Below are 12,596 nucleotides of genomic sequence, written 5' to 3'. Positions count from 1 at the left end.
GTGGCTTGTCCGCCCGACGCTTCAGGAATTGCCTTTCATCGAGTCAAATGCCTTGAGCAGGTTGTCCATGGCCGCCTTGCACTCGGTCGTGCTCGGGCTGTCGGCACGCAGGGCATCCAGTGCGTGGTCAATGGCCTTGTCCAGCACATGCCAGTCGCTGGCAGCCCGGGGTTTGATCCCCGCTTCGGCAGAGTCCCAGCTGGTTTCGAGGTCCTTGATACGGGTTTTCGCCCCCGACAGATCATTGTTGGCGACCCGTGCGCTGACGTCAGCGGCGATGCTGTGAAAGGGTGACAGGTCGCCCAGCTTCGAGCCCGTCGTGCTGTGTGTGCTGGCGGTGGCGGCACTCAGATCGGCCGGTTTGTCGGCAGGTTTAGAGCAACCGGCGGTGATGCTCAGCAGCAGGATTGAGGAAGCGATGCCAATACGACGAATCAGGGTTTGAGGGTGGCGCATGGTGATGTCCTTGATGGAAATTTAAAGGTTCAGGCCGTAACGGCTTTGCGGTTGTTCGCATTGAACTGGGCGGCGGCCACCAGCAGCACAATCACGCACAGGAACAGGGCGCTGGTCCAGGTGGCACCCATGCCCAGGCCGCCATAGGTTTTGGCCTGGGTCAGCAAGTCGCCCAGCGAAGCACCAAATGGTCGAGTGAGGATGTAGGCGATCCAGAAGCTCAGGACGGGGTTGGCACCCATGCGCCAGGCCATCAGGGTGAGGGCAATCAAGCCTGCGAAGATCACCGCGCCGAGGGTGAAACCCAGGCCCAGGGCTTCGGTTGCCAGATCACCGGCCGCCGTGCCGAGGGCGAATGTGCAGAGCACCGTGGTCCAATAGAACAACTCACGCCTGGGCGTGACAATCTCGCGGATCGACAGGCTGCGTTCGGTGCGGTACCAGGCCATGAAGTTGATCGCCAGCAACCCGGAAAAAATCGCCGTGCTGGTGTACAGACTCACCTCCAGCTTGTCGGTGAGGATGTCGGTGATTTGCGTGCCGACGATGCTCACCAGTACCACGGTCAGCCAGTAGATCCACGGGGTGCAGGCCTTGGTGCGCAGTTGGCAGAACAACGCAATTGCCAGCAGTGCGGCCATGCCGATACTGGTCCAGCCCGCGCCGAAGCCCGCGTCAACGGCCAGGTAATCGGCGCCGGTTTCGCCCACGGTCGTGGACATGATCTTGATCACCCAGAATGACAGCGTCACCTCGGGCACCTTGTTCAGCCATCGGGCTGCAGTGGCATTCATTTGCGTAACCTCTGTGATGCGCGGTCATTGGCGCAGGACAAAAGGTACGGCACGACACTTAGCTGAGACTGAGGGCGCTCAACTTTTCAGGACATGGGCCTGGCCCACAGTGGTCAGTTGCACCGCGCTGCCAATGGCTGGCGCCATCAAACCCGGGCAATGCACCGGTAACGACCGGCCCGGCTCGAGTGTGCCTGCCACCAATGTGACGCTCAGGGTGCAGGTATTGCCGCCAAAATCGCGCTCGGTGACCACCCCTCTACAGCCTGTGCCATCCGGGGATGCCGGGCTGACCTGCAGTTGTTCGGGCCTGAGCATGATCTGCGCCGTTTTGCTGCGGCCCTGATGGTTGACAGCAATCCGGCCCAGGTCGCACTCGGCCCAGCCGTTATCGATCCTGGCGGGTATGAGCACGGCTTCGCCGAGGAACAGTGCGGTCTGCTCGTCCCTGGGGTGCAGGTACAGCGCCATCGGCTGGCCGGCCTGCACCAGGCAACCCTGGCGCATCACCGCGAGCTGATCGGCAAAAGACAGGGCTTCGCCCTGATCGTGGGTCACCAGAATCGCTGTAACCCCTGCATCTGCCAGCAAGCGTGCGACCATTTTGCGCATGGCGGTACGCAACCCGGTGTCCAGGGCTGAAAACGGTTCATCCAGCAGCATCAGGCTGGGCTGTTGCGCCAGCGCACGGGCCAGCGCCACCCGTTGTTGCTGCCCGCCAGACAGTTCGTGGGGCCAGCGCGTGGCCATGTTTGAGTCCAGGGCCACGCTGTCCATCAGTTCGGCGATGCGTTCATCTCTGGCGTGGCCCTTGGCTGCCAGCCCAAAGCCAATATTGGCGGCCACGTTCATGTGCGGGAACAGGGCGCCATCCTGTGGCACATAACCGATCCGGCGCTGGTGGGCAGGGACGTCCCGGGTACTGTCCAGGAGGACCTTGCCGTTGAGCGAGAGGCTGCCGGAGTCGGGTGATTCAAAACCGGCAATCATGCGCAGCAGGGTGGTCTTGCCTGAGCCGGACGGCCCGACAATGACTGTTCTGCTGCCGGAGGGCACCGCCAGAGTGATGTTGTCCAGGGCGCGCTGAGAGCCGAAGGTTTTACAGATCGCGTTGAGTTCGAGAGCGTTCATCGGCCAGCCGTGCGTTTGGATTGATGGTAAAGAAGCCCGGTCAACGGCAGTGACAGCAGGATCATGATCAGTGCATAGGGCGCTGCCGCCGCATAGTCGATTTCACTGGTCATGGCCCAGAAACCGGTCGCCAGGGTGCGAGTGCCGTTGGGCGCCAGAAGCAGGGTGGCGGTCAGCTCATTGGTAATGGCCAGAAACACCAGCGCGGCGCCTGCGGCCGCTCCCGGTGCGGCGAGACGCAGGGTGATCAGCCACAAGGCCCGGGCCGGGGAGCGGCCGAGGCTGCGGGCCATGTTCTCCAGTTCAACGGGGGCTTGAGCAATGCCTGCGCGCAGGCTCACCAGTGCCCGGGGGATAAACATCAGCAGGTAGGCGAGCAGCACGGTGAGGGTGGTCTGATAGATCGGTCTGGCGAAGTGGATGGTCACGGTCACCAGCGCCAGCGCGACCACAATGCCGGGCAATGAGCTGGTGATGTAGTTGCAGCTTTCCAGCAGGCGTTGCAGGCGTCCGGGGGCGCGAATCGACAGCCAGGCAATCGGCACCGCCGCACAGGTGGTCAGCAAGGCGCCCGCCACCCCCAGAAACAGGGTCTGCTCCAGTGCCGGGAGCAGATCGCTCCAGTGCCATACCTCTCTTCCTCCCGCGATCAGCCATTTGCCGAGGGTCATCAACGGGACACCCAGCGCCAGCAGGCAGGTCGCGCTGCACACCCCCAGGGCAAGCAGTGTGGCGGGACGGCCCAGGGGCACGATCCGCTGTTCGCGGGCGCTGCCCGAGCCCACGCGGGCGTAGCGGGCATGCCCCCTGGCGGCAGACTCGGCGGTGAGCATCGCCAGACAGCACAGCGCCAGAACCGCCGCGAGCATATTGGCCCCCGGTCCGTTGAAGGTGGATTTGAACTGGTCGAAGATCGCGGTGGTAAAGGTATCGAAGCGGATCATCGCGTACAGGCCGTATTCCGCCAGCAGATGCAGGCCCACCAGCAACGCGCCGCCGCAAATGGCCAGGCGCAATTGCGGCACCACTACGCGCCAGAACACGGCCCAGGGCTTGAGCCCCAGGGATTGGGCAACGTCTTCGATGGCGGGATCGAGTCGACGCAACGTTGCGGCGACCGGCAAGTAGAGAAAAGGGAAGTAGGCGATGACCGAGACCAGCACCCCGGCCGGTAATCCATGAATCGATGGCACCAGGCTGACCCACGCGTAGCTGTGCACAAAGGCAGGCACTGCCAGGGATGCAACGGCCAGCAATGACCATGCGCGCCGCCCGGGCAGGTTGCTGCGCTCGGTCAGCCAGGCCAGGGCTGTGCCCAGCAGCACGCACAAGGGAAGGGTGATCAGCACCAGCAATACCGTGTTGACCAGCAGTTCGCCTACCCGTGGCCTGAACACGAGCGCTTCGATCTGTTCCCAGCCGACGTGCCAGGACACGCCGATCACAAAGGCAATCGGCAGTAATGACAGCAGCGACACCAGCACCGCCAGCCCCGTCACCCAGGTGCCGCTGCGGCTCAACAAGCGGCGGCGTGAGCGTGATGCGCAAAGGGCGGGCCCAAGGCCCGCCGGCAGGGTTTCAGGCAACAATTAGAGGAGTCCGGCCTGGGTCATGAGGGCCACGGCTTTTTTGCTGTCCAGGCGAGAGGCATCGACCTTGGGGGCGTCAAGTTGCGTCAACGGGACCAGCTTCGGGTTGGACGGGGCGTTCTGGCCCACGGCGTATTCGAACGAATTGCCCTCTTTGAGAACCGCTTGACCGTCCTTGCCGGTGATCCACTTGAGGAACGCCTGGGCCTGCTCCGGGTGCTTACTGGACGCCAGTACGCCGCCCCCGGAAATGCTGACAAAGGCGCCCGGGTCCTGGTGCTTGAAGTAATGCAGGGTGGTGTCTTTGCTGTTTTCGCCCGTCTTGGCCTGATCGACGAAGCTGTAGTAGTGGTAAATCACGCCGCTGTCGACCTGGCCCGCATTGACGGCTTTGAGCACTGCACTGTTGCCACGGTAGATGGCGGCATTGGCTTTCATCCCCTTGAGCCAGTCGAGGGTGGCGGCTTCGCCCTTGAGTTCGAGCACGGCGGCGACAATGGCCTGGAAGTCGGCCCCTGCAGGCGACGCGGCCCAGCGGCCTTTCCAGGCGGGAGCGGCGAGGTCAAGCAGGGACGCCGGCACCTCGGCTGCGGGGAGCTTGCTCGGGTTGAACACAAATACCGTGGACCTTGCAGCAATCCCCAGCCATTTACCTTGGGCCGGACGATAGGCAGAACCGACCTGTTCGAGAGTGGGGGGGGCTACTGGCGCTAGCAGTCCGGCGTTATCCACCAGAACCATGGCCGGGGAGTTTTCGGTCAGGAACACGTCAGCGGGTGAGGCGCTGCCTTCCTGGACGATCTGGTTGCCCATCTCGGTGTCGTCGCCGTTGCGCACGGTGACTTTGATCCCGGTTTGCCTGGTGAACCCCTCGACCCAGGATTTGGTCAGGCTTTCGTGCTGGGCGTTGTAGACCACAATGCCGTCGTCGGCGTTTGCTCCGGTGACGTGTCCGGCGCTGATCAATGCAGCGCTCAACAGGGCGGTTTTAAACAAAGAAGGGAAACGGCTGACCATGATGTGCAACTCCGGTTTTTATGATGTGCGCGCGGCTGACGACGAAGACAGTGCGTAATGGCTCCAGAATCAATGGGAATCATTAGCATGCTCAGGCGCGGCGAATGTAGAACCGGGAATGAGAAAAAAACGTCAAATAAATGGTTAATTGATGTGATGGGCTTTTTGCTGTGCGGCAGTCGTAAGGTCGGCTTCCACGGTTAGTCAGGCATACCGCATGTACCGGTTTTGCGACCGCTTCGCGATCGATCGCAGCCTCGTTCTACTCGTCAGCGACTACATGCGGTACATGCGGTATATGCGGGATGGGTGCCGAATCTGTAGTCGCTGACGAGCCGTGCGAGGCTGCGATCGGCGTGATGCGGCACCCCGACGTAGCCGTCGTAAAGTCAGCCTCGCTCTAAACCCCTGAGCCCTGCCAGTTGCGAGCCAACATGGCGTAGATATACCGGCTGGTCCATTCGCCGTTGACCCACTGGCTTTCAATCAGGCAGCCCTCCTGTTTCCACCCCAGTTTGCTGAACAGGGTGTATGAACCGGTATTGCGGATATCGATGGACGCATACAAGCGATGCAAGTCGTAGTGTTCGAAAACCACGCCAATCAACGCTGTCAGCGCTTCCGATGCGATGCCTTGCCGGTGAAACGACGGGGCGAATATGCAACCGATCTCTGCCTGTCCGGACGCCTTGCTGGCCATTCGAATCATCACTTCACCGGTCAGGATTCCTTCTGGATGCTTGACTATGGCCCAGCGCACTTCATCCCCGTCATGTTCAGCCTGGGGGTTCAAGGCGCGCTTGAAGCGCTCCCTGATGGCCTGTGGGTCAGGTTGCACCTTAAACAGGTAGCGGTAGGTTTCAGGCAGTAAGTGATAGCCCAGAAAAGCCGGGAAGTCTTGCTCCGTAAAAGGTCTGAGCAAGAGGCGGCTGGTGTAAATCTGGGGCATTTGCGGTGTGTCGGTCATCGTGTCTCCGTGAGTCTTTTTGTTGTTGTGTATCGGATTTCAATGCTTGCGGTAATCCGCAGGCCCGCACGGGCGCGTGTTTACCCCAGCGTCCCGACAATATTGACGCTGACGTTCTCCGGGATTTCATTTTGCGACAGTACGTGCAACCCCGGGCTGAATACCCGCGCATATCGCGCCAGCAGCGGACGCAGTTGCGGCATGACCGTCAGCACCGGCGGATGACCGTCCTTGCGCAGTTTTTCCTTGACCACCGGCATGGCGTTTTGCAGTTGGTTGAGCAGATTCGGCTCCACGGGAATGTTGTCCAGGCTCACCGGGCCCGCTTGCTGAGCAATGCTCAAGGCTCCCAGCAGGGTGTTTTCCAGGGCATTGTCGAGCACGAACACACTGACTTCATCCCGTCGCCCGGTAATGCTCGAGACGATGTTGCGGCGCAAGGCATAGCGCACGTCGGAAGCCAGCAGGACAGGGTCTTTGGTGCTTTCGCTGCTTTCCACCAGTGCCGTGGCCACGGTGACGATGTCGCGCAACGAGATGTTCTCCACCAGCAACTGGCGGTACACCCGGTGCTGCTGGGTATAGGACAGCTGGCCCTTGAGGTTCTCGGTCAGTTTGGGCGCCAGTTCGGTCAGGCGTTGCATCAGGTTGTCGACGTCGTCGTGCTTGAAGATGTCCGCCAGGTTGTCGCGGATCACCTTGTTCAGGTGCGTGGCAATCACCCCGGCGCAGTCAACCACTTGATAACCCAGGTTCAGGGCCCGGCTCTTGTCGACCGGGTTGATCCAGACCACCGGCATTTTGTAGGCCGGGTCGATGCCCAGAATCCCGTCCACTTCGCCGTACAGATCGGCCGAAGGGATCGCCATCAGGTGGTCGGCATGGATTTCGGCACCTTCGATCTGCTCGCCGTTGATATGGATGGAGTAGTGCGCCGCCTTGAGTCGCAGGCTGTCGCGGATCTGGATTTCAGGCAGCAGGAAACCCAGGTTTTCCGAGAGGGTCTGGCGCAAACCGCGCACGCGCTGGGTCAGGGGCGCGCCCGCTGCTTCATTGACCAGCCCCACCAGCTTGTAGCCCAGGGACACTGAAAGCCGCTCCACGTGGGGGATGTCATCCCACGCCAGGCTCTGGCTGCGCTCGTTTTGCATGGCGGCGCTGAGTGCGCTGACCGCTTCAAGCTCAACAGCCTCGGCCGGAGGCTGAAAGCGTGACACGCTCCAGGCCACACCACCGACAATCGCGGCAAAACCCAGGAACGCGATGTGCGGCATGCCGGGCACCAGGCCCAGTACCAGCAGGATCCCGGCCACGGTGTAGAGCAAGGCTGGCGAGGCCAGCAACTGGCGGCGCACCTGGGTGGTGATTTCGGCAGATTCGTTGATCCGCGTCACGATCAAGGCGGCGGCGGTGGACAGCAACAGCGCTGGGATCTGGGCCACCAGGCCGTCACCGATGGTCAGCAGGGCAAATTGCTTGAAGGCCAGCCCGGCGGGCAAGTCGTACACAAACAGGCCGATGGCGAAACCACCAAACAGGTTAATGATCAGGATCAGGATCCCGGCAATTGCATCGCCGCGCACAAATTTCGATGCACCGTCCATGGCGCCGTAAAAGTCGGCTTCCTTGGAGATGGTCTGGCGTCGTTGCTTGGCCTGGTCCTGGGTGATCAGCCGGCATTGAGGTCGGCATCGATGGCCATCTGTTTGCCGGGCAGGGCATCCAGGGTGAAGCGCGCCGTCACCTCGGAAATCCGCTCGCCGCCCTTGGTGACGACCATGAAGTTGATGATCATCAGGATCACGAACACGATCATCCCGACGATAAAGTTGCCGCCGATCACCACTTCACCGAACGATTCGATGACCTTGCCCGCAGCCCCCGTGCCGTTATAGCCTTCGAGCAGCACGATACGGGTCGAGGCCACGTTCAGGGTCAGGCGCAGCAGGGTGGTGATCAGGATCACCGTGGGGAACAGGGAAAAATCCAGCGGGCTTTTGGACGACACGCTGACCATCAGCACCAGCACCAGCACGGCCATGGCGATGTTGAAGGTGAACAGGATATCCAGCAGCAACGGCGGCAAGGGCAGGATGATCATCGCCAGGATCGACAGAATCACCAGCGGGATCCCGATGCGGCCACTGCGCAGCGTCGGGAGGAGGTTGTGCAATACGTTCATGTTTATGCCTTGTTCGCCATGCTTTCGGGTATCGGTAGGTTGTCCGGCAACTGCGGTTTGGCCCGCATTCCGCTCTTGTATGCCTTGAGTTGCAGGATGTAGGTCAGCACATGGGCGACGGCGGCATACAGCGGCGCCGGGATCTGCTGGTTGACCTGGGTGGTGAAGTAAATGGCCCGGGCCAGGGGCGGTATTTCAAGCACTTCGAGTTTGTGGGCGGTGGCCATTTTGCGGATATACAGGGCCATGTCATCGACGCCCTTGGCGATCACGAAGGGCGCCTGGGCCTTGTTGGTGTCGTACTTGATGGCCACGGCGTAATGCTGCGGGTTGACGATCACAGCATCGGCGTCCTGGATCACCTTGCTGATCTGGCGCTGGGAAATCTGGCGCTGGATCTGCTTGATCCGGGCCTTGACCTCGGGGCGGCATTCCTGGTTCTTGTGTTCTTCCTTGCGCTCCTGTTTGGTCATGCGCAGTTTTTTCAGGAAGAAGTAGCGCTGGATCGGAATGTCGATGGCTGCGAACACCACAAATATGCTCATCAGCGCGATCAGGATGTTGAACGTCATGTTGAACGCCGTACCGATGGCCGTGGGCAGGCTGGTGCGCTGCAAGGCGATCAGTTGGGGGACGGCGTCGCTGATCAACAGCCAGGCCACACCGATCAGCACGGCAATTTTGGCCATCGACTTGAGCAGTTCGACCCAGTTCTGTTTCGAGACGATGCGCCCCAGGCCCGTGATCGGGTTGAGCTTGCTGAATTTCGGATAGAAATTCTTGGCCACGAACACCCAGCCCCCCGGGATCAGTGAAAACACCACCACCAGTACGCTGGTGAGCAGCAGGGGGGCGAGTATCTTCACGAACAGGGCCATGTTGTGGCTCAGAATCAGGCCCAGGTCCTCCTGGGTGATTTCACTGGAGTTGAAGTTCAGGAACGAGATCCGGAAGCTTTCTTCAAGCCCGTGGTAGTAGCTGGAAAACACCATCTTGAGGATCAGCAGGGTGGCAATCAGCGACACGGTGGTGGACAGGTCCTTGGAGCGGGTGACCTGACCGTCATCTCGGCTTTTGCGCAGCTTCTGGGGCGTGGCGTCTTCGGTTTTTTCCTGGGCGCTGTTGTTAGACATCCGGCCCTCCTTCGAGCATGGCACCGATGTTGTCCAGCAGGTCGCGGGTCAGGTGCAGGTAGTTTTCCGGCAGGTTGGGCAAGGTCAGGTAGATGCACAGCAAGCTCACCAGAATGGTGATCGGGAACCCCAGGGAAAACAGGTTCATCGAGGGTGAGATACGGTTGAGCAGGCCAAAGCAGAACTGCACCAGCACCACGCAGAACACCATCGGCAGGGTCAGCAGCACGGCGGCGCTGAATACCCAGGCCACGGCCTGGATGAACACGGTGTAGCTCTGGTAGTTGAGCCCGCTGCCAATCGGCCAGTGGCTGAAGCTTTTGAACAGCACGCTGAGGGTCACCAGGTGCCCGTCGATGGACAGGAACAGGAACGCCAGCAACACGAAGTACAACTGGTACACGATCGATGACGACGACACGCCGTTGACCGGGTCGTTGTAGCGCGCCATCGTCATGCCCATCTGCGCCGACACCACTTCCCCGACCACACTGAACACGGTGAATACCAGTTGCAGGCACAGCCCCAGGATCAGGCCGAAGGCGATCTGTTCAAGGGCCAGCAGCGCGCCCCCGGCCGACAGCGGGTTGACCTCCGGCACCGGGGGCAGGGCGCCGCCAATGGCTGCGGTGACCATCAGGGCCAGCAGCACCCGGACCCTCTTCGGCATGGCCTTGTGGTTGAACAGCGGGGCCATGCTGAACACCGCCAGCAGTCGGCAAAACGGCCACCAGTAGCCCTGCAGCGTGTGCAGGTACTGGCTGGCGTTCATCAGGGGTTCGGTCGCGTTCATCGGCTCAGCCCACCAGGGACCCGGCGATCTTGAAGGTTTCGATAAACAGGTCGCTGAGTTTGCGCAAGATCCAGTGACCGGCAAACATCAGCATGCCCAGGGTGATCAGCAGGCGCGGCAGAAAGCTGAGCATCTGTTCGTTGATCTGGGTCGCGGCCTGAAACACGCTCACCAGCAGGCCTCCGAGCAGGCTGGGCACCACCAGCACGCAGACAATCAGGCCCGTGATCAATACGGCGTGGCCCACCAGGCCCACGGCGACTTCAGGCGTCATCATCACGAACCTCCAAAGGGCTGGATGCTGCTGGCCAGGGTGCCCATCAACAGGGCCCAGCCATCCACCAACACGAACACCATGAGCTTGAAGGGCAGTGAAATCATCATGGGTGAGAGCATCATCATGCCCATTGCCATCAAGACACTGGCGACCACCAGGTCAATCACCAGAAACGGCAGAAAGATCATGAACCCCAGCTGGAATGCGGCTTTCACCTCACTGAGCACGAAAGACGGCAACAGCAGGGAGAAGTCGAGGTCCTCAAGGTTTTCGGGCAATGTTTCGTTGGCCAGCGCCACCATGGTCTCCAGGGAGGCCTTGTTGGTTTGTGCGAGCATAAAACCGCTGATGCTCTTTTTGGCCACGTCCAGGCCCTGATCCATGGTGATCTGATCGTTCTGGAACGGCTGGTAGGCATCGTGGTAGACCTCCTGCCACACCGGGCGCATGACCAGCATGGTCAGACACAGCGCGATACCGATCAGAATCTGGTTGGGCGGGCTCTGCTGCAGGCCCAGGGCCTGGCGCAGGATGGCCAGCACGATGATGAAGCGCGTAAAGCTGGTCATCATCATCAACATGGCCGGCAAGAAACCCAGCAGCGTCATCATCACCAGGATTTGCAGCTTGATGCTCAGTTCCTGGCCGTTTTCACCGTCATTGAGGCTGAACAGCGAGATCTCGCCGTTGGCCGCCAGGGCCCATTGCGGTACACACGCCACGAGCATGACCAGAATGCAGAACGCGGCTGGCTTGATCAGTTTCATAACGCCAGGTCACTCAGGCTGGAGCCGCTGAGTTCCACAATCCGCAGGCCGTAGTTGCCATGCACCACGACCACTTCGGCCTTGGCAAACAGGGCGCCGTTGACCTTGACGTCCAGTGGCGCGCCAGCCAGCTTGTCCAGGGCAATCACACTGCTGGCGTCAACGTCCATCAGCTCGCGCAGGGTAATTTCCGTTGAGGCCACTTCCAGGGTGACGGTGACCGGGATCTTGCCGAAAAACTTCAAGTCCTGATGGGGCAGGGGAGCCGCTTCAGGGGGGCTGGGCGCAGGCGCGAGGTCGTCGTCAAAGGCAGGCAGCGTGTCATTGAGAAGGTTGTCGAAGTCGGAATCGGAGATGGAGGTGTTCATTGGCTGTTAACACTGTCGAGAGAGGTTAAAAACAAGGCGCCGTCATCTTCGGAAATGGCCCCGTGAAACAATTTTTGCTGCTTGATATGCACTTCACAGCGCTCCAGCAAACGCACCATCAGGATGTCGTCCACTTGCAACGCCAGCACCTTGCCCAGGGGCATGTGTGCCCGTGCCAGTACGCAGTCCAGGTGTACCGGCAATTCGACGATGGGGTACCCGGCGCCGTCGGACTGGGACGAGGGCTGGTCATCGCTCAGGCGGCGCGTCAGCTCATCGACGGCATGGGCATCCAGAGACAGGAACACCGACGACACCAACTGGGTGGCGGTGCTGCAAAACACGAACTCGATGCAGTAGGCCCAGTGAATCTCTTCATAGGTGCTCACCGAACTGTCGACCGTGCCCAGGGGGATGTCCCCCATCAGGATGCGGGCACAAATGGTCGAGACATCGACACCCAGCCGCGTACGCATGCGGTGTTCCGAGGAACTGACCGGCGGCTCGTCCTGGGCAGGGGGGGTGGAGCCACCGTAGTAACTTTCCAGCAACTCGCTTAATAACGGGCGCTCGATACTGAAACCGATTTTGCCGATAGCGGTCATGTACCTGCATTGCGGATCCGGTTGTTGTGTTTCATGGACAACCACTTCCAGCAGATCGCTGTTGATTCGATAGGTACTTAAAAAGTAATCGCTCAGTGCCTTTGGGTATTTGCCTGCCAGCTCTTTTATATAAATAGGTACTTTGTGATAGTACCGGCCCAGTTTTTCGGGCTTTAAAAACAACAGGTCGTCTGCGGGCACCTGATGTTGAACTTTTCTATAACCAGTCATAGTGAAAAGATCGTTCCTGGAAGTTGTAGCGCGCATCCTTTTGTTTCTCGTGTCTGCCTGGAAGGGGCAGGTGATTCGTTTCCTGGAATCGAGAAGCAGACATCCGCTGCCTGCTGGGGGCGGGGAGCGCCTGGCTGGTGGCGAGTATAGGAACCCGGGTAGAAATTCCTAAATCAAAAACTGTCAAATCGCCGTTTGATAAGGATCAGGACGATTTGATGGTTAATGATTTCAGTTTTGTCGCGACCTTGCCTACAGTTCGAACGGTCACAGGAACGTGAGTCTT

The 12,596-nt window shown here is 60.3% G+C and carries 12 protein-coding genes and 1 pseudogene; all 13 read right to left on the bottom strand.

Annotation, left to right across the window (positions count from 1 at the left end; translation table 11 throughout):
* Nucleotides 1–21: 21 nt before the first annotated feature.
* The 13 genes and pseudogenes from V6P94_RS17045 to V6P94_RS16985 all read right to left on the bottom strand — a co-directional run bounded on the left by V6P94_RS17045 (nucleotide 22) and on the right by V6P94_RS16985 (nucleotide 12,310).
* The gene (locus tag V6P94_RS17045) at nucleotides 22–456 is read right to left on the bottom strand and encodes a hypothetical protein (protein ID WP_133079249.1); all 435 of its coding nucleotides are present in this window, start codon (nucleotides 454–456) and stop codon (nucleotides 22–24) included.
* Between the two features lie 29 nt (nucleotides 457–485).
* A complete protein-coding gene (locus V6P94_RS17040; RefSeq protein ID WP_133079250.1) occupies nucleotides 486–1,250 on the bottom strand; it encodes a hypothetical protein in 765 nt (254 codons plus the stop codon).
* 78 nt (nucleotides 1,251–1,328) lie between these two features.
* Nucleotides 1,329–2,381, bottom strand: coding sequence for an ATP-binding cassette domain-containing protein (locus V6P94_RS17035; RefSeq protein ID WP_133079251.1), 1,053 nt, complete (start codon nucleotides 2,379–2,381; stop codon nucleotides 1,329–1,331).
* Nucleotides 2,378–3,970: an ABC transporter permease gene (locus V6P94_RS17030; RefSeq protein WP_405046694.1), complete on the bottom strand. Its 1,593-nt coding sequence runs from the start codon at nucleotides 3,968–3,970 to the stop codon at nucleotides 2,378–2,380. The genes V6P94_RS17035 and V6P94_RS17030 overlap by 4 nt, the downstream gene beginning before the upstream one ends.
* Nucleotides 3,971–4,987 (bottom strand): iron ABC transporter substrate-binding protein, encoded by a 1,017-nt coding sequence (locus V6P94_RS17025; RefSeq protein WP_133079252.1) that lies wholly within the window; start codon nucleotides 4,985–4,987, stop codon nucleotides 3,971–3,973.
* A gap of 400 nt (nucleotides 4,988–5,387) precedes the next feature.
* Nucleotides 5,388–5,954 carry a GNAT family N-acetyltransferase gene (locus V6P94_RS17020; protein WP_338647834.1) on the bottom strand — a complete coding sequence of 189 codons (567 nt, stop codon included), beginning with the start codon at nucleotides 5,952–5,954 and terminating at the stop codon, nucleotides 5,388–5,390.
* A gap of 80 nt (nucleotides 5,955–6,034) precedes the next feature.
* Nucleotides 6,035–8,136 (bottom strand): annotated as a pseudogene (locus V6P94_RS17015) (flagellar biosynthesis protein FlhA).
* A gap of 2 nt (nucleotides 8,137–8,138) precedes the next feature.
* Entirely contained in the window at nucleotides 8,139–9,269 is a 1,131-nt protein-coding gene (gene flhB / locus V6P94_RS17010; RefSeq protein ID WP_338647832.1) for a flagellar biosynthesis protein FlhB, read from the bottom strand.
* Nucleotides 9,262–10,062: a flagellar biosynthetic protein FliR gene (gene fliR / locus V6P94_RS17005; protein ID WP_338647830.1), complete on the bottom strand. Its 801-nt coding sequence runs from the start codon at nucleotides 10,060–10,062 to the stop codon at nucleotides 9,262–9,264. Before fliR ends, flhB begins: the two co-directional genes overlap by 8 nt.
* Before the next feature lie 4 nt (nucleotides 10,063–10,066).
* Nucleotides 10,067–10,339, bottom strand: a complete 273-nt coding sequence (locus V6P94_RS17000; RefSeq protein WP_133079257.1) for a flagellar biosynthetic protein FliQ — start codon at nucleotides 10,337–10,339, stop codon at nucleotides 10,067–10,069.
* Entirely contained in the window at nucleotides 10,339–11,067 is a 729-nt protein-coding gene (fliP, locus tag V6P94_RS16995) for a flagellar type III secretion system pore protein FliP (protein WP_405046753.1), read from the bottom strand. The genes V6P94_RS17000 and fliP overlap by 1 nt, the downstream gene beginning before the upstream one ends.
* A gap of 35 nt (nucleotides 11,068–11,102) precedes the next feature.
* Entirely contained in the window at nucleotides 11,103–11,474 is a 372-nt protein-coding gene (locus V6P94_RS16990; protein WP_133079259.1) for a FliM/FliN family flagellar motor switch protein, read from the bottom strand.
* Entirely contained in the window at nucleotides 11,471–12,310 is an 840-nt protein-coding gene (locus V6P94_RS16985) for a FliM/FliN family flagellar motor switch protein (RefSeq protein WP_133079260.1), read from the bottom strand. Before V6P94_RS16985 ends, V6P94_RS16990 begins: the two co-directional genes overlap by 4 nt.
* Between the last annotated feature and the right edge of the window lie 286 nt (nucleotides 12,311–12,596).

Origin of the sequence: Pseudomonas sp. ML2-2023-3 (assembly GCF_037055275.1) — a bacterium.
Lineage (GTDB): Bacteria > Pseudomonadota > Gammaproteobacteria > Pseudomonadales > Pseudomonadaceae > Aquipseudomonas.
The sequence above is the reverse complement of the archived record's forward strand: the minus strand, read 5'-3'. Positions and strand labels throughout refer to the sequence as shown.

What these genes read in the sequence shown, in the direction of transcription:
- V6P94_RS16985 (WP_133079260.1), bottom strand. Translation starts at nt 12,310, where the DNA reads ATGACTGGTTATAGAAAAGTTCAACATCAGGTGCCCGCAGACGACCTG.
- V6P94_RS17025 (WP_133079252.1), bottom strand. Translation starts at nt 4,987, where the DNA reads ATGGTCAGCCGTTTCCCTTCTTTGTTTAAAACCGCCCTGTTGAGCGCT.
- fliR (WP_338647830.1), bottom strand. Translation starts at nt 10,062, where the DNA reads ATGAACGCGACCGAACCCCTGATGAACGCCAGCCAGTACCTGCACACG.
- flhB (WP_338647832.1), bottom strand. Translation starts at nt 9,269, where the DNA reads ATGTCTAACAACAGCGCCCAGGAAAAAACCGAAGACGCCACGCCCCAG.
- V6P94_RS17035 (WP_133079251.1), bottom strand. Translation starts at nt 2,381, where the DNA reads ATGAACGCTCTCGAACTCAACGCGATCTGTAAAACCTTCGGCTCTCAG.
- V6P94_RS17000 (WP_133079257.1), bottom strand. Translation starts at nt 10,339, where the DNA reads ATGATGACGCCTGAAGTCGCCGTGGGCCTGGTGGGCCACGCCGTATTG.
- V6P94_RS17040 (WP_133079250.1), bottom strand. Translation starts at nt 1,250, where the DNA reads ATGAATGCCACTGCAGCCCGATGGCTGAACAAGGTGCCCGAGGTGACG.
- fliP (WP_405046753.1), bottom strand. Translation starts at nt 11,067, where the DNA reads ATGCTCGTGGCGTGTGTACCGCAATGGGCCCTGGCGGCCAACGGCGAG.
- V6P94_RS17045 (WP_133079249.1), bottom strand. Translation starts at nt 456, where the DNA reads ATGCGCCACCCTCAAACCCTGATTCGTCGTATTGGCATCGCTTCCTCA.
- V6P94_RS17020 (WP_338647834.1), bottom strand. Translation starts at nt 5,954, where the DNA reads ATGACCGACACACCGCAAATGCCCCAGATTTACACCAGCCGCCTCTTG.
- V6P94_RS16990 (WP_133079259.1), bottom strand. Translation starts at nt 11,474, where the DNA reads ATGAACACCTCCATCTCCGATTCCGACTTCGACAACCTTCTCAATGAC.